Genomic DNA, 25,308 nt, shown 5'->3' with positions numbered 1-25,308 from the left:
ATGATTTTATATGATATAAAAATTAATCTTTATGATTAGAAATTCTTGTAACGCTATCAATATTTAAGGTTGTAATATCATCAGAGGCTACCCATTCTAATATATACCCGTTACCTGTACCGAAAGGACTTGGAAGGCTCGCCTGGTCTGCAATTGATGTAAAATTGTATACAAGAATACCACTCGTTTTACCTGATGGAATAACACCACTAACTTCAAGCCTGAAACCTGAAGAAGGATTTCGTAAAATGAATCTGATATCCTGACTTAATATATTTGAGCTTTTGGTATAATTGACAATAACTCTCCATTGATGCACCTGCCCTAAAACTTCATTTTCTAAAAATCGTCCTCCGTTATAGATCTTAATGTCGCTAACTGTAGAGTTTTCCGGCCAGCTTGTTGTAGGAGAAGAAGCATATACTAAGGGCGACGAATAAGTAACCTGTCGTGTGGTATTAGCCGGAGTATTGTTCCAACTCGGTTTTACGCCACCACTAGATCCACCAGCATTAATCTTCACCACTCCTTCATTAGGTTTCGTGAGCTGCGTACTGTATATTAACGTATTCCATGTACTACCGTCAAAATATCTTATTGCTTTGTTGGTTGAATCATATAATATCATCCCTGCGACCGGAGTAACAACCGATACAGGATCTGCAAGTCTTGGAAGAACCACTGCTGAATTTGCAGAAGTAATATCCAAAACTCCTTTTGGATTTGTTGTGTTAATACCAACCTGTGCATTATTAATGCTAAAATTAATTGTAAATAAGAATAAAAGAATAGTTTTAATTTTCATGATCGTGTAATTTTAATATAATTATTTCAATGTTATCAATAGCAAATATGTAACAATAGATTGGGAAATCAAAAAAATAATCCAAAAAAAAAAGATATACTTGGATTAGACTAAAATATTATTCAGAACAAAATCAACAATATCTTAAGTTATTAAGTATATAAATCACTTAAAAAACAAGAGTCGTATTCCGCAAGTAAAATTATACTAAAAAAGTGACTTCAAATGAAGTCACTTTTTTAGTATAATTTTAATGTAATTATTTCTTCTTCTTTACCGGAGTTCTGTTTTCATTATCCAATTTTTCAGTAGAAATTTTAAACTGAATATCCATTTCGTTTTTAATGAAATAATCTTTAAGAGAAGATTGGTAGAATACTTTGAAATCTCTTCTGTTTAAGGAGAATTTTGCAGATTCTATCACCACAGTGAACTGTGTAATATAAACATTTGCAGGGAAGGTGATGGTTTTTCTAACACCTTTTATGGTTACATCTCCGTAAACTGTAGAGTTATACTCGCTGTTTGCCAAAGGAATAATTTTCGTTAAGTGAAATTTTGCCAACGGAAACTTTTTAACATCAAAGAAATTTGAACTTTTAAGATCATTCGTTAGTTTTACCATATCTTCATCCTGGCTTGAAACATCACCTGCCATAATTGACTTCATATCGATCACGAATTCTCCATCGATAAGAACGGTTTTGTCAAAAGTAAACTTTCCGCTTTTCAGCTTTACCGTCCCCGAGTGCGTTGTAGGAACCGTTTTCACCACTTTATATCCCCACCATCTGATCTCCGACGATGTTACTTTTACCACTTTATCTCCTTTCTTCTGACCGAAAACAAATGACATGCATACACACATCATCGCAAACAATAGTAATCTTTTCATTCTTTTTTATTTACAATTCAACAAAAATAAAAAAAAGTGTAGAACTTCTACACTTTTAACAATCTTTTTTTGATTAAATTATTTTGCTGTTACTTTTACCTGCAAATCCATATCATCTTTCACAAGTACATCCTGCATAGTAGATTTGTAAGCAACATCAAATTTTTGTCTGTCGATAGAGAATTTTTTTGATGCCAGACTAACGGTTCCGTTAGCATACGTAATCTTCGCCGGGAAAGAAATAGTATTGGTTTTTCCTTTAACCGTTAAATTACCTGTTACCAAAGAATTGTACACTTTATCGTTGTTTTTCTTAATGCCAGTGATTTTAAAAGTCGCAGTAGGATATTTTTCTACTTCGAAGAAATCCCCGTTTTTAAGGTGTCCGTTTAGCTTTTGCTGATATTCTCCGGAAAGATCGGTTGCATTGATAGAATTCATGTCCAACACAAAAGTACCACCCACCAATTGATTTCCTTTCATTACCATTTCACCGGATTTTACCTTTACGGTTCCATAGTGTGAGCTTGATTCAGATTTTGCAATTTTATAGCCCCACCACTGCACATCAGAGCTCACCACTTTTTTTGTCTGTCCGAATGCTAGACCACTCGCTAATACTGCTAATAAAAATATTTTTTTCATTCTGATAAAAATTATTTGCTTGTTTATTATTTACTGATGCAAATGTAATCAACAGAAATGATAGATTTCATTGATGTATATCAATTAATACAATAATTTTATTCATAAAAAAACTCCGGAAAACCCGGAGCTTAAAGTTAGTCTTGGTAATAAGCAGTGTATAGCGCTGCGCCATTCAAAGCTGTATTTTCGTTTTTATTGAGATAAATAGGAATATTTCTCAGCATTTCTTCCATTTTATCACTAATCTTGAATTTTTCGTAGAACTTGTCTTTATCAATATAGGATCTGATTTCCTGTGGAATATCCCCTGAAATTAACAATCCTCCCGTTGCTTTCAGTTTTAAGGTAAGGTTATTCGCCTCTCTTGCCAGGAACTCCAGGAAGGTATCCAGCGTAATTTTACAGATCAATACATCATCTTCAACAGCTGCCTTGTACAATTCCTGAACAAAATTTCCTTCAGACAGTCTTTGAGCAAGCCATTCAGGTTCAGGATGTCTTTTCACATCTCTTAAAAAACGATAAATATTGAATAATCCTGTTTTTGACAATACATTTTCCCAGCTTACAATGCCGTAGATATTATTCAGGAACTGATAAAATTCTACCTCAACATTGGTTCTTGGAGAAAATTCTGAGTGCCCTCCTTCTGTTGCAAACGGTCTTATATACTTTCCGTCAAAGAAATACCCTGCTTCTCCAAGCCCATTTCCGGGAGCGAGGATGGCCACATTTCCTTTTTCGAGATTTCCGCTGGTATAAATGGGATCAAGATCAGAATCTTCCAGAAGTCCCATTCCGTAGGCAGAAGCTTCCTGATCATTAAGCATATCTGCTCTCTCGAAATTAAAATCTTTTTTAAGCTCTTCAATATCAAGGTTCCATCCCAATCGTATCGGATTACTTTTGCCGTTGAGCACCGGTCCGGGAACTGCAAGACTGAGTCTTTTAACGTTCTCAAGTTGATTATCCTGAATGAATTTCCTTAAAATATCTCCAAATGAAGCATATTCTTTGGTAGGATATATATTCTGGATTTCAAGTTTAAGGCCTTCGTTGGCGGAAATAAAATAGCCTAAAGTCGTAATATCTTCACGAAGGTTTGCGCCAATGATAGAAATGTTATCATTGCCGGCATTTTTTACTCCTGGTAAATAAAGCGGAAATTTCGGATTCAAAATCATAACCTCAAATTTTATCAAATATAATAATACTTTTCGTAAATTTTCGTTAGAAATAAAAAACCTTCTCAAAAACTCGAAAAGGTTTGGCTAATAATTGCTTATATTTAAATCTAACTACTTTCCTAAAGGAATATTGTAGGAAAATCCTACGCCAATGTTACCCACATTGTAGTCCTGGCCCGGCAAATCTCCTTTGCTTCCCACAAATACCTTCTGATATTGTACAAAGAAGTTCCAGTCCTGATTGTGATAGCCGATCTCCGGTTTTAGGTAAAAACCACCGCTTGGCCTGTCCAGGGTTGTATTAGATGCTACCTTATCATCTCCAACAAGAAAGCCGTACCCTAAATCTGTTCCAAAATAAAACCCGGTTTGCTTCGGATAAATTCTCAATAAGGCAGCTACAGGAACTACACCTACATCGTTATTGCTATATCCGTTGTTATCTTTTCCGAAATAATGGGAATATCCTGTAGCGATACCTAATCCGAATCCCGGAGTTACCAGATTCTGATAGGCTACATCTACACCTACAGCCATAGAAGTGTTATCAGACGGAACTGCTAAACCTACATTTGCTCCTACTTTAATCATATTATTCATCTGCGCACTTTGTGCACTCAAGGCTCCAGCAGTAAAAATCCCGGCAAATAAAATTGCGTGTTTTAACATTTTCATAACTCTGATTTTTTAATTTTACTAAACTGAAAACTGTAAAAATCGTGCCAACCACGGTGTTTCCGGACAATTTACATCTTCTTTAAATTACAAAATAATGATTTTCAATTCATTAAATTTAAATGATTGTTTAAATTATTTCATGCGTAAATAAGTTCATCTCCAATATTAACAATTATTAACCGTTATTCTATTTAACATTATTATTACGACACCATCCAAAATGCAAATTAAAGCTATGGCAACTGAGTCCGTTATCCGAAATAAACATCTTCTCTGGCGCGCAGGTTTTGGCGCCGGGATTCACCAGTTTGAAGATCTTACCAATAAAAGCTCAAAAAATTTTCTTGACGATTTGCTGAAGGAAGAAGCTTTTACTTATATCAATTATGATACTCCGGATACGGAAACGCTGGATTATATGAATGACAAATCCCCTGCGGAAAGAAGAAAAGAAATACAAAAAATCAACCGCCGGCAGAATGAAGAGCTTAATCTTAACTTCCTGTATAAAATGGTTACAGGAGAACAGCTTAGGGAAAAAATGGCGTTCTTCTGGCACGGACATTTTGCTTCGAGAGTACAGAATCCGAAATTCAACCGGCAAATCCTGAATGTCATCCGAAAAAATGCGCTCGGAAATTTCAGGGAACTCTTGTTTGAGGTAGGTCAGGCTCCTGCAATGCTGAATTTTCTTAACAATCAGCAAAATAAAAAAGACCACCCCAATGAAAATTTTGCCCGTGAAGTAATGGAACTTTTTACCATGGGAAGAGGAAATTATACCGAAAAAGATATCCGGGAAGGAGCAAGAGCTTTTACAGGCTGGGGTTATGATAAAGAAGGAAATTTCCAGGAAAGAAAAAAGCTTCATGATGAAGGTATCAAAACATTTTTAGGTAAAACCGGAAACTTTACGGGAAGCGAAGTTTTAGATATTATTCTTAAGCAGAAAGCAACCTCACGATTTATTACTGCAAAAATTTACCGTTTTTTTGTCAATGAAATTGAAGATAAAGCAATTATTGACCAGCTTGCAGATCATTTTTACGAATCCGGCTATGATATTAAAAAACTGATGATCGAAATATTCTCAAGCTCGTGGTTTTATGATCAGAAAAATATCGGCAACAGAATAAAATCGCCGATAGAACTGATGGCCGGAATCATGCGTACGCTGCCGATGAACATCCAGAATCCCGAAAACCTGATTGTTTACCAGAAGCTTTTGGGACAAATGCTGCTTTATCCTCCGAATGTTTCCGGCTGGCCGAACGGAAAATCCTGGATCGACAGCTCCACGCTGATGTTAAGGCTCCAGATCCCGCAGATCTGGTCGGGCTTACGGCCTTTAGAATACAGTCCGCGGCCGGATGATGATATTGACATGGGAATGAAATCCCGTGAAAATGCTTTAAACAAAGCTTTTAAAAATCCTAATATAACCATCGACTGGGATCGTGTGGAAAAAGTTTTCAGCGGAAAAAACCCTGCAGAATATCTGATTCAGAATTCAAAATCTTTAGACATGAATTCTGTTAAAAATTTTTCGGATAGCAGCATTAAAATGAACGTTATTAATTTAATGTCCACCCCTGAATATCAGCTCATGTAATTTAACCTGCTTGCAGTCTTTAACTCAAAACCTGACTTTATGTTAATCAAAAGAAGAGAATTCCTGAAAATAAGTTCGTTGGCTACCGCTTCATTGCTGATGCCGAATTTCCTTAAAGCGATGACCTTGGATGATGCGCTGGAATCTAATCAGAAAATCCTGATCGTACTGCAGTTTACGGGAGGAAATGATGGACTGAATACAATAATCCCGGTTCGGAATGATATTTATTTTAAAGAGAGAAGCAGCATTGCCATCAACAATTCATTGTCTCTGAATGACGAAACGGGGATTAATCCTGCCCTTTCTTATTTTAAGGAGCTGCACGACAACGGCGAACTTTCGGTAATGAATAATGTTGGATACCCGAATCCCGACAAATCCCATTTCAGAAGCATGGATATCTGGCATTCCGCCAGCAAAAGTGATGAATACCTGGAAACCGGCTGGCTCGGAAGATTTCTCGATGAAGAATGCTACCGCTGCGAACATCCCACCCAGGCTCTGGAAGTAGATGATATACTCAGTCTTGCATTAAAAGGTGAAAAAAATAAAGCTTTTGCATTTAAAGACCCCAAAAGACTGTACCAAACCAGCCAGGAGAAATATTTTAAATCGCTCTATGATCATCATCATGATGATGAAACCGTTTCTTATCTTTACCAGACATTGGGTTCTACCATCAACAATGCCGGATATATTTTTGAAAAAAGCAAAGCGAAACAAACCACACAAACGTATCCTAATTCTCAGTTGGGGAAAGATTTTAAAACGGTCGCTTCATTAATTAAATCAGATATCAATACACGGGTGTATTACCTTTCCATCGGAAGCTTTGATACGCACGTTAATCAGAATGAAAGACAGCAGAAACTTTTCAATGATATTAATGAAGCCGTTAAATCTTTTGTGGCAGATATGAAAAGCAATGGCCTTTTTGATAATATTTTACTGATGACCTTTTCGGAATTCGGGAGACGGGTTGCCCAGAATGCAAGCAAAGGAACCGATCACGGAACCGCCAACCAGATGTTTTTTATCAGCGGCGGACTTAAGAAAAAAGGAATTTTGAATACATTACCCGACCTTACCAGGCTGAATGAAGGCGATCTTATCTATTCCGAAGATTTCAGGAAAGTATACGCTACTGTTCTTAAAAACTGGCTCAAAGCAGATTCTTCTAAAGTTCTGGGCTGGAAAAATGGAATCTACGATTTTATATAAAAAAAGAGGCTGTTTTTTTATTAAAGCCTCTTTTTCACAATATTAAATCTAACTACTCCCAGTTTTGTACGGGAACCCGTTTTTTATCTTCTGCCGGTTTTTCATCAAACTTTTCAGCGATTTTTTTAATAACAAATTCTATCACCAAAGGTGCTACCACAGCTACCACAGCTTTTAATATTCTTGATTTCATATTATTATTTTTGTGTTTTGGGTAATACAATTTCCAAGCCATTCAGAATTCGGTTTAGTTTTCATCATCTAAATGCAGGTTCTTATAATTATTAAATCCCGATCTGAATTTCTCCTCCATTCTCATTCTCAGTTTCTTTGGTTGATGCACAATAAGACATTCCCCGAAACCTAATAACAGGCGTTCCAGTTCATAGTTAATCTGCACACAGATTCTGAATATTGTTCCTTCTTCGGTCTCGCTGATAATTTGCTGGCTTTTATGAAACGGTTTTGTTTTAACATAAGGTGCGTTGGATGAATCTACAAAAAAAACAACATGTCGTGGTTTCATGGTCTCGGAAACAGTTACCCCTACAATATCCTTGAAATACTCATCGCCATCAAGATCCCGGTCTATATATTCTGCTTTTTCTTCCTGTTCAATTTGTTCCATGCGGTCCAGCGCCAGATTGAACATTTTGCCTTTGTAAACACAAATCAGGAACCAGCGGTTGTTATATTCTTTTAGAAGCTGCGGATGAACGGTAAAACTGTTAGCTTCCCTTGCTGTAAAGCTTTTGTATAGAATACGGAGCACTTTTTTACTGACAATACTTTCATAAATAATATCAATATGCTCCAGCCCTTTCAGCTGTTCGTTTTTATCAAGATGAATAATTGACTTATGGCTGGTAGCATGGATGGAATCTTCCAGTTTCTGGATGACCCCGTTCATTTCTTTAAACATGGAAAAATCCTTAAACTGCTTCAGAATCTGCACAGCATTGTTCATGGCTTTCAGATCGCTTTCGTTCACGGAAATATTGTGAATGCTGTAATCCGGATCACTGTAGCGGTAATACTTCCGTTCATACACTTCAATCGGAGCCTCATACCCGAATTTTTCACTGCGCATATTCTGCAAGTCAAGCTGTACCGTGCGTCTGCTTACGAAAGATTCTTTTCCTTCGTATTCAAACAATGCTTCGGAACATTCGTTGATCAGATCTTCCAGCGTGTATTTCCGGTATTTGTTTTTCAGGCATTTATCCAGGGTTTTATAGCGGATCAGGGCGTTTTTGTTGGATGACATCGTTTTTAAATTAATGGTATGTTTTTATTACAGCTCAAACCTTATAGGTTTTAAAAACCTATAAGGTTTCTTCAAGGTTTCTCCATCAAAAAAATTACAGTATTTACGTAAAATCTTCTCCTGTAATGGTTTTATAAAAATAATCGGTTGAATAAATCCTTTCTTCATATTTGAATCTTTTAGAAAATGGATCTATTTCTACTGAATAATATTTTGAGCCATCAGGATAAATCCTAAACTTTATTTTCAAAATCCCTTCATTTACTTCTTCAATAGTATCAAGATTAAAATGGGAAAGTAATGGAAGAATTTGTTCACCTGTCAGTGCATTTTCCAATCCGAAACCGTTAATCCATAAAGACATTCTAAACTCGTTCATTTCTGTAATAAGTTTGAAATTTCCATTGCAAAATATTTTCTCTTGCCTGTATCTCATTTATATTGGCTTTCTTAAAGGAATTATTAAATCTATATTGTATATAAATTTCTATTTTCTTTGTAGAGCCTTTCCCTCAAAAGAAATTCCTTCCCAGCCGGATTCCATAAAATTTCTGATATTCTGGTGGTCAATTCCGTCAGGATTTTTCAGGACATCTTCTCTGTAGAACTCTCCGAAAAGGGTCAATGTTTCCTCTTTTGAAAGATCATTCAATTGGGCAAAACTGAAGATCTTGCACGATCCATTATTTTGCCCGGCTTCATTTACCGTATTTCCGTTGATAAATTTCGTCGGCGTAAAATCATAATGTTCGTCAATAAAAGCAATAACATCTTTAAATTCTACGGTTTCCGGAGCTCTTTCTAATTGTTCAAACATTTTATATAATTTTTTCAAAAATAATGAAAATAATTACAACTGCGCAAAAACATTGCATACTTATGTTATTACTTTGCATCAACAAAAAGATAAAAACATGGAATTTAACGGAACGAATTTAATTGAATTAGGATACCGACCAGGAAAATGGTTTAAAGAAGCAATCGAATTCATTAATGAAAATAATTTAGACGAAAATCAAATCAAAATATATCTGGAGCAATTTAAGCAGCCTGAGCTGATTCCGCTTCACGAAACGGCAAAAGATTTTGTGATCAATATCAGAGCAGAACATGAAAGCGAAAACGATAATGTGGAAAAGGTAATCAACACCATGGAGGTTTTGATGAAAACGCCGACCCTGCTTAACGGAGCAATCATGCCGGATGCCTGTCCGACAGGTCCTGCCGGTCATATCCCTGTTGGCGGAGTGGTTATTGCTAAAAATGCGATTCACCCTGGATTTCACAGCGCCGATATCTGCTGTTCGGTAATGCTGACGGATTTTGGAAAAGCAGATCCTAAAGAAGTGCTGGATGTTGCCCATTCTGTAACCCATTTCGGATACGGAGGAAGACCGAGAGGCGAACAGATGCCGATGTCGCAGGAACTCATGGATGCTTTCAGAGAAAATGATTTTTTGAATGACGAAAAATTAATCAGCATTGCGCGTTCGCATATGGGAACTCAGGGCGACGGAAATCATTTCCTGTTTGTCGGAATTTCAAAAAATACCGGAAATACGATGCTGGTAACCCATCACGGTTCAAGAGCTCCGGGAGCTGCTTTGTATGATAAAGGAATGAAAGTGGCCAACAAATTCAGGATGGAAATCTCTCCGGAAACGTTAAAGGAAAACGCATGGATTCCTTACGACACGCAAGAAGGAAAATCATACTGGGAAGCCTTGCAATTAATAAGAGCATGGACGAAAGAAAACCATATTTCTATTCACGATGCGGTTTTAAACAAAATGGAAATCGAGAAAGAAGACCGATACTGGAATGAGCATAATTTCGTTTTCAAAGAAGGAGATTTGTTCTACCACGCTAAAGGAGCAACGCCTTTGGATGATAAATTTCTGCCGGATATTACAGGTCCGAGATTAATTCCGCTGAATATGGCAGAACCGGTATTGATTGTACAGGGAACAACCAACGAGAGAAACCTGGGTTTTGCACCGCACGGAGCAGGAAGAAATTTCAGCAGAAGCCAGCATAAAAGATCCCTGGTCCATAAAACGATTGAAGAAGTTTTTGAAGAAGAAACCAAAGGATTAGACATCCGTTTCTTTACAAATGATATTGATATTTCAGAACTTCCGACCGCTTATAAAAGTGCAAAAAATGTACGTGCACAAATTGAAGAATACGGATTATGTGTAGTATTGGATGAGGTAATGCCTTACGGATGTATTATGGCAGGTGATGTGCAGAAGAATGCGCCCTGGAAGAAAAAGAAGAAGTTTAGAAAGGCATAGAATTTCTTTTGTCTTGAAACAAAAGAAACAAAAGTTCAAGACTTGGAAACTTACGCTAAAAATTAAAACTCAATCCTAAAATTCCCAAAACTTGCGCGAATTCAAGATAAGTTCTTCGGTTCAAAATTGTAGTCGCGCTTCAGGCAATGGAAATTTTTTAACGGATTAAATTTTAATTTTCTTAACGCTCCATTTTCCGAGGTCGGATTATTAAGATTAGGAATTCAAAATTATCCGTAAAAACAGATTAAGAACAATACGTTAACAAAAAGAAAACTAATACCCGAACCTTGTAGGTGTAAAAGCCTGTAGGGTTTAATGAAAACCTTAATCATAAGGTAGGAACAGTAGCTCAGATGGTAGAGCAACAGATTACTTTTCGCTTTTTGGCAAATAAAGTTCCTGTAAACGTCAAAGTTGTGGGTCGCAGGTTCGAGTCCTGCCTGTTCCTCAAAACAAAATTTAGGTAAAATTTAAAAAACTTTAAGGCAAAGGGAGTTCCTATAATTTTGGAAAATTACTCCCCGCTTTTTTTAGAAACTATTAGGTAAAAGGAGTTCCTATAACACTTCACTTTTAATGAATCTTACTCCTCACTTATTTTTTAAACTAAAAACAATGAAAACATTAAAATTATTCAACGCTGTACTGGCAAAAGAGTTGGATGCCGAAGTATTTATTTCACAGGATGGCTTCATCATTGAACCTCATGCAATGTGGGCAAAAAAAGAAATTATTTCTTACTACGCTAAAGAAAAGCTGAATGGAAATGATCTCAACAAAACCTTCCATAAATCGTGGCAGAAGATTAAAGAAAGTACAAGATTCGAACTGTTAATGGAGCAGATATTTCATTATTTTTCCACCTACGAAAGTAAATTTCAGGGAGAAGACTATATTCCGGATGAAGTATTGAATATCCCGGATCTGAAGCTGAATTTCAAAGTAATTAAAGCATATTCCGAAGAAGAACTTCAGGAAAAATGTCTTGCTCTTCTGAGATCAGGAATTGCTTTGAAAGAAGAAACGATTGATGACTTGCTGCATATTTTGCATCACGAGTTGGAATATGATTTCACAGGAAAAGAACACATTAGAAACAAGGAAGCGATTATAAAAATTGCTGACCGTTACGATGTTTATCCCGAAAATAATGTTGAATTTTTGCGTTATGTGATCTACAAAACCACAAGAGAAACATTATTAATTAAAAACGGCGATTTAATTAATGATATCAAGCAAAGCAAATTCAATCCGACGTATCTTTTTGAAAATTTCGGATTGGAAAAAATGGCGGAAATTTTCAACCGTTTTAAACCTCTATTTTTAGCCTATAAAAACAGATCACCTAAAACGATCAATAAAATTTCGAAACTGTCAAAAATTTACCACAAACCATTAATTTCCAACCCATTGAATAACGCAACCAATATGTTACTGGAAAACAGCGATCTGCATTGGCTCGAAAATGCCACTCCGTTTGCTTTGTTTAAAGCTTTATCGGCTTGTTATTCAAGAATGTACGGTCAGGATACTTTTGTGTACAGAATCCGAAACGGGAAATCATGGACGAAAAAATCAATTGCAACTTCCGTGAATGAACTGAACTATGATTTTATTTTAAATTATTTAAAATCAAAGTATCATTTTGAAGGAAAAAAATTCTATTTCCCTAAAGACGTAGAATTTGCGTTACCGACTTCTGAAAAGATGTTTGTAGGAAATATTCCGACGGGAACAAGATTCTTTGGTGAAAGATTAGCTATAGGAATTTACTGGGACAACGCTTGGGGAGCTTATGATCTTGACCTTTCGGGATTAAATATTGCCGGAAAAATCGGATGGAATGCAGCTTATAACCAAAATTCAGGTCAATTGATGTATTCGGGAGATATGACTTCTGCGCCAAACGGTGCCGTAGAATATCTTTACGCGAACAGAGGTTTAATGGCTCCCACTCTGGTGATGAACAACGTCTTCTATGGAAACAGCGACTGCGGATACAAAATTATTATCGGAAAAGGCGATGCCGTTTCTTACGATTATATGATGAATCCGAACAACCTTTTTGCGGAAGCAAAATGTAATTCTGTACAAAAGCAGACCGTTTTAGGAATGTTGTTGCCAAAAGACGGAAAACAGTGTTTCGTATTGCTGAATTTCGGAGCGGGACACGCTCATGTTTCAGGAAGTACGGAAATTTCCCTGATGGCGACGAACGCATTGTATCAGCAATGGTACGAATCTCTATCCTTTAATTTTTTGATGTCGGAATTGGGGGCCGAAATCGTTTCTGATAAAGAAGAAGCTGACTTTGATTTTTCTTTGGAAAGTCTGGAGAAAAATAGTTTTACAAGTATTTTCGCATAGTTAATTCAGGCTAAATCTGCATGATATTTGTACCATAAGAACGTAACGCAAAATCTCATTTTCTACTGCATCTATCAAAGAGAGCATAGAATGGATCAGCAAGCTGATCTGATTAGACGAATGTCTATACGTAAGCTTCATCAAAGGCTTTACCGTCATGCTTTTCTCCTTAGGAGTAAAGAGATTTTAGCAAAAACTTTGCGTTACTAGAAGTATAACATGAAAAAAATAATCCTGCGTAAAAAGATTGCGCAGGATGTTTTTTATTTTGTATCAAATTTAAAAAATCATGACACCAAAAATATTAGAAAAACTAAAAGAAGTCGAGGAAAAACACGGTGTTGAAATACTTCTTGCCGTAGAATCGGGAAGCCGTGCTTGGGGATTTGCTTCTCCGGACAGCGATTATGATATACGCTTCATATACAGACACAAAAAAGACTGGTATCTTTCTCCCTGGGATAAGGACGAAACCATAGAATTCATGACCGAGGACGACCTTGACGGTTCCGGATGGGATCTCAGGAAAACTTTTCATCTATTGTTGAAATCGAATGCGGCTTTGCTGAGCTGGTTCTACTCTCCTATCATTTATGTAAAAAATGAAGAATTTTATGACCTGTTCAAACCTTTAGCAGATGAGTGCTTTTCTCCGATAGCTGTTTCATATCATTATCTGAGCATGAGCAAAAAATACCTGGATGCCTGCAGAAATGATGAAGTAAAACTGAAATCTTATTTTTATTGCCTTCGCACTGCCTTAACCGGAAAATGGATCCTGGAAAAAGGAACCGTGCCTCCCGTTCTGTTCAGTGAATTGTTGGTCTTAGTTGATGATGTTATGAGAAATAAAATAGAAAATTTAATAACTTTAAAAGCGACTAAAGGAGAATCCTATTACCATCCGAATGATTGGGAACTTTTCGGGTTATTAGAAAAAACAATACTGGATAATGAAGAAAGAGCGAAAAAGCTGAAAGGAGGAAATGCGGATAAAAATGAGATGGAGCGGGTTTTTAGGGAAATATTAGCAATATAAATCAAGGTAATCATGAAGCAACTATCTGAAAGAGCAATAAAGTTCATTGAAAAAGCCGGAAAAAATAAAGATTATGAAATTGATTCGCACCTTTTGGAAAAACATTTAAGATTTTATCATCTCAAGAATTCTTCTGAAATTATAAAATTTCAGGATAAATTTGCCGGACTTAAAATTCAGGATATTGTTATTCACATTTTTACTCAAAAACAAATAAAAGAAAATAAAACAGTTATCACTTACCATTGGGAAGGACAAGTTCTTTTTCCCATTAATGACAGCTTTTATATTGCAGAAAATGGAGAGATTGCTGTTAGAGACTGTGGTTGTGATTCGTATGATTTTTATATTTATTACGAAAATTTTGAAACATTTATTGAACAACAGGCATTTTTTGAAAAGCATCAGTATTATAAGAATCTCCCTGCTTTTAGCTATGAAATTTCTGATCTAGGAGCGTTTTCAAAGTATATGTCTGATTATGATTTTTTAGATGAATGTTCAGATAAATATAATCTTATATGGAAAAACGATGTAAATATTGTACATGCTACCAACAGCTCAAACGAATGGAGTCTTGTTGTTGATAGTATTTCTGAACAAAACTATCATCTTTTAATTCGTAATTTAATCGAAAAAAAATTAATTACATGAAAAACATCATCGCCTCTCTCCTATGTACACGGAAGACAGCAACAATCTGAAAAAAGCTTCCCTCAATTCACCCTACGAGTTGAGCCTATTTAATGCAAAATGGAATGTTCCCGAAGAATTTGGTGCGGATGTAATTGCGGTATATGGCGAAGACATCTATGCTGAAATTGTAGCCGAACAATGCATCTTACCTTAACAAAACCTGATGACAATTGGCTTTCAAAAGTTCGGAAGAATTTACCAAAAGGAAAATTTCCTATGGAAAGCTTAAAGATTTCGTACATGAAAAAATATTTTCATCAAATGTTCCGATTTTAAAAGTTTTAAAGCCGGAGTTATGGATAAAGTCACCAATATCAAAGGTTTTGATACGCTGGATCTGGAAAGCATGGTTTTCACTTCCGAAGTGGTAGAATGGGAACTCGAAGTAAGATGTTTTGTGTTAAATAATCAACTAATTACCCATTCTTCTTATTGGCGAAATGATGCTTTTGACACCAGCCCGCTTTCCGGATCAGAGCAAAAAGAACTTTTTGATTTTTTCGAAAATTTCATTCAGCAATATGGCGAAACGCTTCCCAAAGCCATTGTTCTGGATTTTGGGATCATCAAAGGAAAAGGCTGGGCTTTGATTGAAGCGAATCCAGCCTGGTGTTCCGATTTGTACACGTGTGATGCGGAAAAAGCATTAGAGGTGATTGTGAAAAGTTGTTTTAAGAATTAGGTAGTTACAGGAATCCGTTCTAACACAAAAATTAAAATATAGATTTTAAATGACCATCCAAGACATAAAAGCCAAAAACCTCATCCTTTTCGAAGCTATCTCCGGAAGCCGTGCTTTCGGGTTGGCTACGGAAAACTCCGATACAGATATTCGAGGCATGTATTATTTACCGAAAGAAGATTTTTTTGGGTTAAATTATACTCCGCAGATTTCCAATGAAACGAATGACATCACCTATTATGAAATCGGAAGATTTGTAGAACTTCTTCAGAAAAACAATCCCAATATTCTCGAAATCCTGGCAAGTCTGGAAGATTGTATTTTGCAGAAAAATCCATTGATGGATCTCCTGAAAACCGAAGATTTCCTGTCGAAATTGTGCAAAGATACGTTTGCAGGATATGCCATTTCACAGATCAAAAAAGCAAAAGGACTCAACAAAAAAATACTGAATCCTGTTGATAAAGAAAGGAAATCAATTCTTGATTTTTGCTATATTTTAAAGGATCAGGGCTCCGTTCCGTTGAAAAAGTGGTTGCGGGAATTCCCCTCCTCCGAAGGACGGGGTGGTTTATTACAGGAAAAATGCGGCCTGGTAAATATTGACAATACCAAAGGAATGTTTGCGCTTTTTTATGATGAATCGGGAAAGTTACAGTATAAAGGAATTATCCATAATGAAGATGCCAATCAGGTTTCCGTTTCATCAGTCCCGAAAGAAGAAAAGCCTATTGCTTATTTATTTTGTAACCTCGATGCCTATTCCATCTACTGCAAAGATTATCGCGAATACTGGAAGTGGGTTTCCGAGCGTAATGAAGACCGATATAATGTCAACCAACAGCATGGACAAAACTATGACAGTAAAAACATGATGCATACCATCCGCCTCCTCCAGTCATGCGAGCAGATTTTTAAAAACGGTTCTCTGAACATTCGTGTGCAAAACCGTGATGAACTGTTGGACATTAAAGCCGGAAACCGGACATACGATGCCATTATGAAAAAAGCGGAAGATCTTATCAGATCAATAGAATTTCATTATTCAGGCTCGAAACTTCCGGACTTTCCTGATGTTCATAAGACAACAAAAACACTGACAGAAATCCGGGAAGCACTTTATATAAAACAATAACTTTATTTTAATGCTGTTAATAAAAATCCCCGGAAAGTTAAACTTTTCGGGGACTCTTTATTTGAAACCTATCAGCTGATATTATTCTCTGTTTTTAAGCATAATCCATCCGGACTGGCTCATCGTGGATTTTGTTTTAGGATACTGGAAGTTGAATTTATACCAGTACGTTGCAGTCGGTAATTTTTTACCACCAACGGTACCGTTCCAGATCGGATTTTCTTTTGAGAACCTGAACATTTCAGAACCATAACGATCATAGATAGATCCTGTAAAGTTGTTGAAACCTCCAAGTGCTGTAAGATCAAGCGTATCGTTGATACCGTCATCATTCGGAGTGATAATATTTTTCACCTGGAAAGTAAAGAATTCCAACGCTCCCACACAATGTGTTCCTACGGATCTCACCTGGATGTTATACGTTGTATTGTCCTGAACGTTGGTGAATACATTAGAATCCTGCCAAGAGATACCACCGTCGATAGAATATTCTGCTGTTTGAGGGATATTATTGATCGTTGGAACTTCTGCCGTAATGGTTAAGGTATTGTTGCTGTAATCAACATTCGAAACAAATGGAGATGCTGCACCCATTACATTAACCGTGAAAGTTTTTTCACAATATCCGTTATCGATTTTCACCGTATAAACGCCCCAGTTATCTACGTTAATAGTCTGTGTAACTTCACCGGTGCTCCATAGGTAACTGTAGTTTGGTCCTGCTCCTGCATCAAGAGTAATTCTGTCACCCTGACACATTTCCACATCTCTTAGTGGAGACGTAAGCTCCGGTACTACTTCTACCGTTACTTTAGCCGGTAATGAAGACTGACATCCTTTTGCTCCTAAAGCATATACTGAAAAAGTTGTTGTATTATAAACCGTTGCCGTTTGTACACTTCCTGTTCCCTGGAAATTAGCCCATTCATAAGTAGATCCACCTGTTGCAGTAAGTTCTACGGTTGATCCCGGACAAACTTTAAGTTTCGATGCTACTAAGCTTACAGTTGGTCTTGTTTCTTTCAATAATGTTAACTCAACCATGGTACTACAGAAACTTCCATTGGAAACAACGACATAAAGGGTCTGTCCGTCATTGCCAGTATAATGTAGAACATCCTGAATATAATCATTATTCTGCGCCAGTGCGTCTGCCTGATCTTCGTAAAAATGGAATACTGCACCCGGAGTTGTACTGATGGACGGCATAGCATCTGTCAGGTCAAACCAGGTAACATCAGGAGTTGAACATAATAACAATGATGCATCAACTGCCGAAGGGGTTGCTCCCCCGTTAATTTTAATACTTGCTTTTCCAGGGCAAGGATTCCCTGGGAATGTTACCTGAATTTCATAACTTCCCGGCTGTGTAGCAGTAATCGTAGGAGTGGTTGCTCCTTGGATGGCAACACCGTTAAAGAACCACTGGTAGTTCATGTTCGGGTCATTAACAGAAGCCGTAATTACCTGAGGAGCATTATTACATACATTGATTTCTTCCGGTAGGGTTCCTCCATTAGGATCTAATAATTCAACACCGATATTAAATGATCCTCCTTCCAGAAATACCGCAGAATCATAGCTGCTGTCTATCGCATCTGCTAAAACCATCTTAAAGTGGTAAGACTGTCCCGGAACGACTGTTGCCGTTGCCTGTAATGGCACTGTTCTACCATTAAAGTTGGTTTCAATATTTGTGGTATTATATCCTCCGAAAAAAGCAACATTCGGTGCTCCGCATCCCATATCAAATCCAGCAAAACTGTTTTGTGGGTGAATATTGGTAACGCTCACCGGTCCTGTTCCCGGAGCTGGCAATACCGCCATATTCACATAAGGTCCCCCTGCTGTTGGTCTTAACAATAATGCGAAAGCATCAGAAAAACTACAAGGAAACGATCCTGTATATTCCTCGGAAGCAAATAAATAATTGAACTTCACCTGAGAAGAGGTCGGAACGAAATCAAATTCCAAAATAACAGCGTCATTGAGCGTTGCTGTTGGATTTGTAGCAGCCACTAGATCCGGATCACTTCCGGTAGGTAAATCATCTCCTAAAGTAGTGTCTATATAGCTATTTCCTGCTTTATTTGCATAACCCGTAGTAAGCACAATACCATCTTTAAAAGGAAAATTGGTTGTTCCTTTGTGAAAGTAACCCCAGGATCTCTGAACATTACCTGCCGGTAAATTCGGGCTTACCTGAACATTGGATACAGTTGGTGTTACACAAGAATTTGTTCCTGAAGAAATCAGTATATCTTTTACCAATTGTAAAGGGGTGTAATCGGTAGGTGCATATCCCGCAGCATTTACATCAATAAAAGCACCAGCTTTCATTGTTAAATTAGATGCTTTTTCTTTCTGAGGTTTTCTCGGAGTAATATGTTGTGAATAAAAGAGACTCGACGACGAGACCGCGAATAAGGAAAACAATAGTAGGTATCTCTTCATAAATAAATTGTTTCAACAAATTTAATTTTTTTTTATAAATAAATATACTAATTTAACTTTTTTCTATCAAAAAAACAAATAAACCTCCCAAATTGAGAGGTTTATTATATTTATAACTATTAATTTCTGTTTTTTAACAAAATCCATCCACTGCGCTGCTCAAGTTTCTTACTGGCAGGGTTTTCCCATTGTACCCGATACCAATAGGTAGCAGTTGGAAGTATAAGACTTCCCCTAAGTAATCCGTGCCAGCTTGTTTCATTTTTACTTGCTTTAAATACCTCCTGTCCGTACCTGTCAAATATAGAGGCTGCAAAATTATTATACTTGCTGATTCCGGAAAAATCTACAGTATCATTTTTACCATCGGAATTAGGAGTAATAGCGTTTATCACTACAAAAGTAAAGAAGGATAATGTAGTACCGCATTTCGCATCTTTCACACGAACCATAAGGCTGTAATTATTATTATCCAGCATATTGTAAAATATGTTGGAAGCCTGCCATGTCACTCCTCCGTTTGAAGAATATTCAAGCTCTCCTCCTGTAGGATTTGTTGCTGATATGGTTAACACATGATTTTCGTAGGTAACGTTTGTAAACTGCGGGAGTGTTGGATTGATTAATTGAGCACTGAATACTTTGGAGCACGTACCATTGTTGATCGTTACGGAATACGTTCCAGGAGTATTTACAGAAATAGTTTGGGTAGTTGCCCCCGTATTCCAGAGGTACGTATAATTTGGACCTGAACCCGCATCCAGAATTCCGGAGTCACCGGCACATGCGTACACATCCTTTAGTGTTGACTCAATAGCAGGTACAACTTCAATGGTAATGGATGTAGGAGTTGCCACTTTGCATCCGTTTCCACCTAAAGCAAAAACAGAATACGTGGTGGTAGCTGTAGGAGAAACAACCTGAGTACTTCCGTTACCCGGTAAACCTACCCATTCATAGGTAACACCACCTGTAGCTGTTAATGTAACTGATTCTCCCACACAAATTTTAGATTTTGATGCTGCCAGTATCGCCACAGGTGGCCCCACTACGATTGTAATGGTCGCAGGATTGGCAGAGATACATCCATTTGCACCTACCGCAAAAACCTGGTATACAGTAGTGTTGGCAGGAGAAACGACTTGGGTATTTCCATTCCCTGTAAGATTAACCCAGTTATAGGTAGCCCCTCCGGTTGCCGTTAAGGTAACAGATTCACCCGGACAGATTTGTTGTACAGGTGCTGTTACTGTTGCTACCGGAAGCGTAGTATTCTGCGTAACTGTAACATTGGAAGTGTAAGTACAGTTTAAATTTCCTGGCTGATTTACATTGGTCACCGTTAATGTATAGGTTCCTCCTGCATTAACAATAGGAGTTAATGTATTGGCTCCGGAAACAATATTTCCTCCGCCGGCTGCAGTCCATGCAATAGTAGAACCTGCCGGAATTACAGAAGCAGAAGCATTAAGTGTAACTTGTGGTGTATTACAGGTAATCTGCTGAGGCTGAGCTATTGTTAAAGTTGTTTCAGGAGTTGCCAGTAACTGTAAATTTACAACATATCTGCATCCTCCACTTATAACCAGCACATAAATTGTCTGATTTCCTGTACTGTTAAACGATGCCGGATTGGCTATTGTATTCATATTCCCTGCATTGGCATCGGAAACATTCAGATAATATGAGAATGTAACACCAGGAGCAGTGGTTATCTGCGTTTGTGCCTGTGTTAAATCATAATTGATTCCACCGGCCTGATAACATTTTAATAAAGTAGCATTCTGAACTGCAATCGGCTGAGAGACCTGTATTGTAATCGTTGCCGGTGTCTGAGATACGCATCCATTTGCTCCGACTGCCGTAACCGTGTAGGTTGTATTTGCAGTTGGTGAAACGGTTTGTGTATTTCCATTGCCGGGAAGGCCTACCCAGTTATAAGTTACTCCGCCGGATGCAGTTAATGTTACAGATTCTCCGGAACATATTAATATTTTAGAGGCCGTTAAACCTGTTGTCGGCGGTGCGCTGTCACCAGTTACCGTTACGTTTGCTGTTGCCGTACAAGTTAAGTTTCCCGGCTGATAAGTATTTGAAATGGTTAAAGTATAGGTTCCTGCCGTATTTACTACTGGATTAAGAGTATTAGCTCCGGACACAATGTTACCGTTTGCAGTTGTCCATGCGAAAGTAGATCCCGCAGGATAAGTTGAACCGGAAGCATTCAGTGTGGCCTGCGAGTTGGTACAGGTTAATGTAGCAGGTGTTGCTATCGTGGCAGTTATCTCAGGAGCTTTAATCAATTGTAATTCTGCAACTTTTGAACAGAATCCATTTTTCACCAGAACGTAAACTGTTTGTCCGGCACTCTGGAAAACCGTTGGATTTGCGATCGTGTTACCATTCCCGGCTAAGGCATCAGACTGGTTAATATAATAACTGAAAGTTGCTCCGGGTGTCGTACTTATTGAAGTTTGCGCAGAGGTAAGGTTGAATGTTGCGTTACCCTGTGTATAACAAGCCGTTAACGTAGCATTCTGTACAGTTGGTGAAGTTCCGCCCACTATATTTACCGAAGCTGTTCCCGGACATGTATTTCCCGGTAAAAAGACCTGAACTGTATATAATCCGGGCTGTGTTGCCGTATATGAGGCACTTGTTGCTCCCGGAATAGGATTCGTTCCCAATAACCACTGGTAAGTTGCGCCACCTCCCTGAACCGAAGCTGTAAGAACCTGTGGTGCATTATCGCATACATTGATGGATGAAGGCAGCTGCACACCGGCAGGGTTGAGAAGCTGAACGCCAATATCAAAAGATCCTGCTTCCAGAAAAACAGCCGAGTCAAAGTTTGAATCCTGATAATCTGCCAGGACCATTTTAAAATGATAAGTCTGTCCCGGAATTACAGTTGCCGTTGCCGTAAGGGGAATCGTACGTCCGTCAAAATTAGTTTCAATCTGAGGGTTATTGATTCCTGCAAAATACTGAACATTTTTAGGTCCGCAAGGCAGGTTTGCAGGGATAATATTGGTAACACTTACGGGATCACCGTTGGGAAGTAGTGCCAAATTGGTATAGGTAGGATCTCCTACTTTTTTCAGTAACAGTGCAAACCCGTCTGAAATATTGCATGTAAAATTACTCTGATACTCTTTGGAGGCAAACAAATACCTGAAAGTAACTTTAGTTGAAGCCGGTACAAAATCAAATTCTATATATGTAGCGTCCCTTAAACTTAAATTGTTTACATTTAAAGCTGTTGCAAGATCTATATCTCCTCCGGAACCAAGTCCGTCACTTAGGTTTCCCTGAAAAGTATTTCCGGCTTTTCTGGCGTATCCGGTAGTCAGAACAATACCTTTGGCAAAGGGAAAGTTGGTAGTTGCTTTATTAAAATACCCCCAGCTTCTATTCTGATCGGTTACTGCAAGATTCGGAGAGACAACTACATTGCTTACATTGGCAGCCGAACATGTAGATCCGCCACTGATAAGTACATCTTTTACCAGTTGCGTAATACTGTAAGCCGATTCCGGATAACCGGCAGCATTCACATCAATAAAGACCCCTGCCTTCATACTTGCGGCCGTCGGTTTTTTAGCCAATACTTTGCTTTGCCTATCCTGGGCAAATGCAAGAGACCCCATAAAAACTAAAAATAAAGCCAAAAGTAAATTTCTTGTCCTCCTATTTAACATTTTTATATTATTTTAAACAAAAATACTATTTTTTTTGATTAAATATCAATTCAAAACAAATTACATTATTAGTAATACAATTCTTATGATTTTGCAATATTTATTCAATTACTATAAAGAACGAAAAAAAGACCAACAAATTGTCGGTCTTTCTTTGAATATTTAAAAATTATTATTTCATTATTATTCTATATTCTTAAGCAGGATCCATCCTGTTTTCAATGCAGGTTTTTTACTTGCAGGATCTTCAAAACTCACCTGATACCAATATGATGATGTAGGCAGACGTTTCCCCTGGAAATAGCCGTCCCAATATGGCTGAAGACTGCTTGCTTTATACACTTCTTTTCCGTAACGGTCAAAAATAGATGCCTTGAAATCTTTATTCTGATTCACACCTCTGAAATCGATGATATCATTGATATTATCTCCATTCGGTGTTATTACATTCTGCATTACAAAAGTAAAATACTGAAGGAAACCAACACAGCTTGTTTTTTTAACTCTTACTCTAATAGAAACAACGGTATTTCTCGGCACATTACTGAAAGTATTGGAGTTTTGCCAGGTAAGACCATTATCTATTGAGTATTCCAATGCTCCGTTGCTTGGGTTACTTGCGGTAAGGATCATGGTTCCGTTCTCATTATAATTTACATTGATAATCTCAGGAATAATAGCCTGAATCACCTGCGTTGTAAATATTTTTGAACAAACCCCGTTATTAATTGTTACAGAATAGGTTCCCGGAGTTCCTACAGAAATTGTCTGTGACGTATCTCCTGTGTTCCATAGATAGCTGTAATTTGGTCCGGACCCTGCGTCAAGAGTGATTACATCCCCTTGGCAGATCATTCCACCGGAAAGATTTGAGGTAATGGCAGGAACTACTTCTATCGTAATAGACGCCGGCTGAAGTGATTTACATCCTTGTGCACCGATAGCATAAACAGAATAAGTTGTTGTCTGAGTTGGAGAAACCGTTTGTGTTGCTCCTGTTCCCGTCATTCCTACCCATTCGTAAGTAGCACCGTTGGCTGCTGTAAGAGTTGTAGATTCTCCCACGCACAATCTTACTTTAGTAGCCGTAAGCTGTGCAATTGGTGTTGCCTCTTTTCTTAGAGTTAATGTAACCATTTTACTACAGAAAGCGCCGTTGGAAACAACAACGTACAATACCTGTCCGTCAGTACCATTATAACTGCTTACTGCAGAAGTATTCAGGAAATTATTATTTTGTGCAACCGCATCAGCCTGATTAACATAATAACGTACAACAGCAGTAGTTGATGTAGTAATTAGAGGTGTTGCATCATTTAAATTAAATGTAGAAACCGAAGGAGTTGTACACAGCTTCAGTGTTGCATTTTGTGCGGGTGGAGTAGTTCCTCCAACAATGGTTATTACTGCGGAAGCAGGACATTGATTTCCCGGTACAGAAACCTTCACTTCGTAAGCGCCCGGAGATGTTGCTGTATAAGAAACATTGGTAGCACCATTGATTGCCACGCCATCCTTATACCATTGGAAAGTCATTCCCGGAGATACGGTAAGCAAAGCTGTTAACACCTGTGGCGTATTGTCACACATGTTTACCGTATCAGGCAAAACAACACCATTAGCATCTACAATTTTAATTCCTATATCAAAAGAACCCCCTTCAAGAAAAACGGCAGAATCTAAAGTCTGATCATTATAATCTGCAAGAACCATTTTAAAGTGGTAGGCAACGCCCGGAGTTACATCCGCAATAGCAGTTAACGGCACTACCCTTCCGTTGTAATTGGTTTCGATACTTGTTGTGTTATATCCTGCGAAATAAGTAGGATTCAATGCACCGCAGGTAAGTGCACCACCTCCAAACTGGGTTGCAGGACGTATATTCGTAACACTTACAGGACCTGCTCCTCCCGGAAGAATGGCAACATTTGTGTAAGCACCTCCCGCTACGGGCTTGATAAGCAACGCAAATGCATCCGAATAATTACACGGAAAGCCTCCGGTATACTCCTCGGAAGCAAATATGTAATTAAACTTTACCTGATTGGAGTTGGGTACGAAATCAAATTCCAATGCCACGGCATCACGCTGATTGGAGATATTGGTATTGGTTGCAGCAGCAAGATCCGCATCACCACCTTCGGAAATGAGACCTGCAAGATTGGCGGCAATTGCAGCATTACCAGCTTGTCTTGCATAGCCTGTAGTTAAAACAATTCCATCTTCAAAAGGAAAATTGGTTGTTCCTTTATGAAAATACCCCCAAAACCTGTCGGGATTAGTCACTGGATGGTTAGGTGTTACCGTTACATTGCTTACATTCGGTGTTGCACAGCTTGATGTTCCGTTGATGAGAACCTGCTGAACGAGCTGCTGAATGTTATAAGATGATTCCGGGTAAGGAGCAACATTAACATCAATAAAAGCGCCCGCTTTCATACTTTCTGAAGTTAATTTTACTTTACCATTTTTTCTTGATGCATGCTGAGCAGCAACAGAACCTGAAACCAAAAGCAACACTAAAAAGAAGAAGTAGTTTTTCAATCTATAATTTAACATTTTGTTGTTGTTTGTTCAAAAATAATATTTTTTTTGATTAAAATTTGATTAAAAATGAA

21 protein-coding genes and 1 tRNA gene are annotated in these 25,308 nt (G+C 37.8%); 10 read left to right on the top strand and 12 right to left on the bottom strand.

All coding sequences use genetic code 11. The features are described from left to right. Nucleotides 1–22 precede the first annotated feature (22 nt). The 5 genes from BUA76_RS15930 to BUA76_RS15910 form a co-directional block, all read right to left on the bottom strand. The gene (locus BUA76_RS15930) at nt 23–805 is read right to left on the bottom strand and encodes a hypothetical protein (protein WP_072885786.1); all 783 of its coding nucleotides are present in this window, start codon (nt 803–805) and stop codon (nt 23–25) included. Nucleotides 806–1,064: 259 nt separating this feature from the next. After that, nucleotides 1,065–1,700: a YceI family protein gene (locus tag BUA76_RS15925; RefSeq protein WP_072885785.1), complete on the bottom strand. Its 636-nt coding sequence runs from the start codon at nt 1,698–1,700 to the stop codon at nt 1,065–1,067. Nucleotides 1,701–1,778: 78 nt separating this feature from the next. Next, a complete protein-coding gene (locus tag BUA76_RS15920; protein ID WP_072885784.1) occupies nt 1,779–2,345 on the bottom strand; it encodes a YceI family protein in 567 nt (188 codons plus the stop codon). A gap of 137 nt (nt 2,346–2,482) precedes the next feature. After that, complete coding sequence (locus tag BUA76_RS15915; RefSeq protein WP_072885783.1) at nt 2,483–3,532, bottom strand: glucokinase; 1,050 nt, start codon at nt 3,530–3,532, stop codon at nt 2,483–2,485. 114 nt (nt 3,533–3,646) lie between these two features. Then, on the bottom strand, nt 3,647–4,210 hold the full coding sequence (locus BUA76_RS15910; RefSeq protein ID WP_072885782.1) for a hypothetical protein: 564 nt from the start codon (nt 4,208–4,210) through the stop codon (nt 3,647–3,649). Nucleotides 4,211–4,448: 238 nt separating this feature from the next. Here BUA76_RS15910 and BUA76_RS15905 point away from each other — a divergent pair, with 238 nt between their 5' ends. Next, a complete protein-coding gene (locus BUA76_RS15905; protein WP_072885821.1) occupies nt 4,449–5,825 on the top strand; it encodes a DUF1800 domain-containing protein in 1,377 nt (458 codons plus the stop codon). Between the two features lie 39 nt (nt 5,826–5,864). Beyond that, nucleotides 5,865–7,049 carry a DUF1501 domain-containing protein gene (locus BUA76_RS15900; RefSeq protein ID WP_072885781.1) on the top strand — a complete coding sequence of 395 codons (1,185 nt, stop codon included), beginning with the start codon at nt 5,865–5,867 and terminating at the stop codon, nt 7,047–7,049. A 52-nt stretch (nt 7,050–7,101) separates the two neighbouring features. On the opposite strand, the gene BUA76_RS19305 is transcribed toward BUA76_RS15900, so the two are convergent. From BUA76_RS19305 to BUA76_RS15880, 4 genes are all read right to left on the bottom strand, one after another. Continuing rightward, entirely contained in the window at nt 7,102–7,242 is a 141-nt protein-coding gene (locus BUA76_RS19305) for a hypothetical protein (RefSeq protein WP_178337351.1), read from the bottom strand. Nucleotides 7,243–7,296: 54 nt separating this feature from the next. Further along, a complete protein-coding gene (locus BUA76_RS15890) occupies nt 7,297–8,316 on the bottom strand; it encodes a helix-turn-helix transcriptional regulator (RefSeq protein WP_072885779.1) in 1,020 nt (339 codons plus the stop codon). 103 nt (nt 8,317–8,419) lie between these two features. Continuing rightward, on the bottom strand, nt 8,420–8,695 hold the full coding sequence (locus BUA76_RS15885) for a hypothetical protein (protein ID WP_228408499.1): 276 nt from the start codon (nt 8,693–8,695) through the stop codon (nt 8,420–8,422). Between the two features lie 108 nt (nt 8,696–8,803). Next, nucleotides 8,804–9,133 carry a HopJ type III effector protein gene (locus BUA76_RS15880; RefSeq protein ID WP_072885777.1) on the bottom strand — a complete coding sequence of 110 codons (330 nt, stop codon included), beginning with the start codon at nt 9,131–9,133 and terminating at the stop codon, nt 8,804–8,806. A gap of 97 nt (nt 9,134–9,230) precedes the next feature. Here BUA76_RS15880 and BUA76_RS15875 point away from each other — a divergent pair, with 97 nt between their 5' ends. The 8 genes from BUA76_RS15875 to BUA76_RS15850 all read left to right on the top strand — a co-directional run bounded on the left by BUA76_RS15875 (nt 9,231) and on the right by BUA76_RS15850 (nt 16,535). Continuing rightward, nucleotides 9,231–10,613 carry an RtcB family protein gene (locus BUA76_RS15875; RefSeq protein WP_072885776.1) on the top strand — a complete coding sequence of 461 codons (1,383 nt, stop codon included), beginning with the start codon at nt 9,231–9,233 and terminating at the stop codon, nt 10,611–10,613. A 341-nt stretch (nt 10,614–10,954) separates the two neighbouring features. Then, nucleotides 10,955–11,064: transfer RNA gene (locus tag BUA76_RS19300), tRNA-OTHER, on the top strand. A 167-nt stretch (nt 11,065–11,231) separates the two neighbouring features. Next, nucleotides 11,232–12,983 (top strand): hypothetical protein, encoded by a 1,752-nt coding sequence (locus tag BUA76_RS15870; protein ID WP_072885775.1) that lies wholly within the window; start codon nt 11,232–11,234, stop codon nt 12,981–12,983. 289 nt (nt 12,984–13,272) lie between these two features. Then, nucleotides 13,273–14,022 carry a nucleotidyltransferase domain-containing protein gene (locus BUA76_RS15865; RefSeq protein ID WP_072885774.1) on the top strand — a complete coding sequence of 250 codons (750 nt, stop codon included), beginning with the start codon at nt 13,273–13,275 and terminating at the stop codon, nt 14,020–14,022. A gap of 12 nt (nt 14,023–14,034) precedes the next feature. Further along, nucleotides 14,035–14,676: a hypothetical protein gene (locus BUA76_RS15860; RefSeq protein ID WP_072885773.1), complete on the top strand. Its 642-nt coding sequence runs from the start codon at nt 14,035–14,037 to the stop codon at nt 14,674–14,676. A 22-nt stretch (nt 14,677–14,698) separates the two neighbouring features. Then, on the top strand, nt 14,699–14,872 hold the full coding sequence (locus tag BUA76_RS19295) for a hypothetical protein (RefSeq protein WP_178337350.1): 174 nt from the start codon (nt 14,699–14,701) through the stop codon (nt 14,870–14,872). 96 nt (nt 14,873–14,968) lie between these two features. Next, nucleotides 14,969–15,400 (top strand): ATP-grasp domain-containing protein, encoded by a 432-nt coding sequence (locus BUA76_RS15855; protein ID WP_083573249.1) that lies wholly within the window; start codon nt 14,969–14,971, stop codon nt 15,398–15,400. Nucleotides 15,401–15,449: 49 nt separating this feature from the next. Beyond that, on the top strand, nt 15,450–16,535 hold the full coding sequence (locus BUA76_RS15850; RefSeq protein WP_072885771.1) for a nucleotidyltransferase domain-containing protein: 1,086 nt from the start codon (nt 15,450–15,452) through the stop codon (nt 16,533–16,535). Nucleotides 16,536–16,616: 81 nt separating this feature from the next. On the opposite strand, the gene BUA76_RS15845 is transcribed toward BUA76_RS15850, so the two are convergent. The 3 genes from BUA76_RS15845 to BUA76_RS15835 all read right to left on the bottom strand — a co-directional run bounded on the left by BUA76_RS15845 (nt 16,617) and on the right by BUA76_RS15835 (nt 25,249). Further along, a complete protein-coding gene (locus BUA76_RS15845) occupies nt 16,617–18,989 on the bottom strand; it encodes a choice-of-anchor L domain-containing protein (RefSeq protein ID WP_072885770.1) in 2,373 nt (790 codons plus the stop codon). A gap of 119 nt (nt 18,990–19,108) precedes the next feature. After that, nucleotides 19,109–22,690: a choice-of-anchor L domain-containing protein gene (locus BUA76_RS15840; protein WP_072885769.1), complete on the bottom strand. Its 3,582-nt coding sequence runs from the start codon at nt 22,688–22,690 to the stop codon at nt 19,109–19,111. A 183-nt stretch (nt 22,691–22,873) separates the two neighbouring features. Then, nucleotides 22,874–25,249 carry a choice-of-anchor L domain-containing protein gene (locus BUA76_RS15835; RefSeq protein ID WP_072885768.1) on the bottom strand — a complete coding sequence of 792 codons (2,376 nt, stop codon included), beginning with the start codon at nt 25,247–25,249 and terminating at the stop codon, nt 22,874–22,876. Nucleotides 25,250–25,308 lie beyond the last annotated feature (59 nt).

The sequence above is a fragment of the Chryseobacterium takakiae genome (assembly GCF_900129385.1).
GTDB lineage: Bacteria > Bacteroidota > Bacteroidia > Flavobacteriales > Weeksellaceae > Chryseobacterium > Chryseobacterium takakiae.
This window is presented reverse-complemented; position numbering and strand designations above follow the sequence as displayed.

Bases quoted from the DNA above. Each gene is read 5' to 3' on its own strand.
- BUA76_RS15905 (WP_072885821.1), top strand. From the start codon at position 4,449: ATGGCAACTGAGTCCGTTATCCGAAATAAACATCTTCTCTGGCGCGCA.
- BUA76_RS15900 (WP_072885781.1), top strand. From the start codon at position 5,865: ATGTTAATCAAAAGAAGAGAATTCCTGAAAATAAGTTCGTTGGCTACC.
- BUA76_RS15875 (WP_072885776.1), top strand. From the start codon at position 9,231: ATGGAATTTAACGGAACGAATTTAATTGAATTAGGATACCGACCAGGA.
- BUA76_RS15910 (WP_072885782.1), bottom strand. From the start codon at position 4,210: ATGAAAATGTTAAAACACGCAATTTTATTTGCCGGGATTTTTACTGCT.
- BUA76_RS15880 (WP_072885777.1), bottom strand. From the start codon at position 9,133: ATGTTTGAACAATTAGAAAGAGCTCCGGAAACCGTAGAATTTAAAGAT.
- BUA76_RS15925 (WP_072885785.1), bottom strand. From the start codon at position 1,700: ATGAAAAGATTACTATTGTTTGCGATGATGTGTGTATGCATGTCATTT.
- BUA76_RS15840 (WP_072885769.1), bottom strand. From the start codon at position 22,690: ATGTTAAATAGGAGGACAAGAAATTTACTTTTGGCTTTATTTTTAGTT.
- BUA76_RS15915 (WP_072885783.1), bottom strand. From the start codon at position 3,532: ATGATTTTGAATCCGAAATTTCCGCTTTATTTACCAGGAGTAAAAAAT.
- BUA76_RS15885 (WP_228408499.1), bottom strand. From the start codon at position 8,695: ATGAACGAGTTTAGAATGTCTTTATGGATTAACGGTTTCGGATTGGAA.
- BUA76_RS15845 (WP_072885770.1), bottom strand. From the start codon at position 18,989: ATGAAGAGATACCTACTATTGTTTTCCTTATTCGCGGTCTCGTCGTCG.
- BUA76_RS15865 (WP_072885774.1), top strand. From the start codon at position 13,273: ATGACACCAAAAATATTAGAAAAACTAAAAGAAGTCGAGGAAAAACAC.
- BUA76_RS15850 (WP_072885771.1), top strand. From the start codon at position 15,450: ATGACCATCCAAGACATAAAAGCCAAAAACCTCATCCTTTTCGAAGCT.
- BUA76_RS15835 (WP_072885768.1), bottom strand. From the start codon at position 25,249: ATGTTAAATTATAGATTGAAAAACTACTTCTTCTTTTTAGTGTTGCTT.
- BUA76_RS15920 (WP_072885784.1), bottom strand. From the start codon at position 2,345: ATGAAAAAAATATTTTTATTAGCAGTATTAGCGAGTGGTCTAGCATTC.
- BUA76_RS15890 (WP_072885779.1), bottom strand. From the start codon at position 8,316: ATGTCATCCAACAAAAACGCCCTGATCCGCTATAAAACCCTGGATAAA.
- BUA76_RS19295 (WP_178337350.1), top strand. From the start codon at position 14,699: ATGTACACGGAAGACAGCAACAATCTGAAAAAAGCTTCCCTCAATTCA.
- BUA76_RS15870 (WP_072885775.1), top strand. From the start codon at position 11,232: ATGAAAACATTAAAATTATTCAACGCTGTACTGGCAAAAGAGTTGGAT.
- BUA76_RS15860 (WP_072885773.1), top strand. From the start codon at position 14,035: ATGAAGCAACTATCTGAAAGAGCAATAAAGTTCATTGAAAAAGCCGGA.
- BUA76_RS15930 (WP_072885786.1), bottom strand. From the start codon at position 805: ATGAAAATTAAAACTATTCTTTTATTCTTATTTACAATTAATTTTAGC.
- BUA76_RS19305 (WP_178337351.1), bottom strand. From the start codon at position 7,242: ATGAAATCAAGAATATTAAAAGCTGTGGTAGCTGTGGTAGCACCTTTG.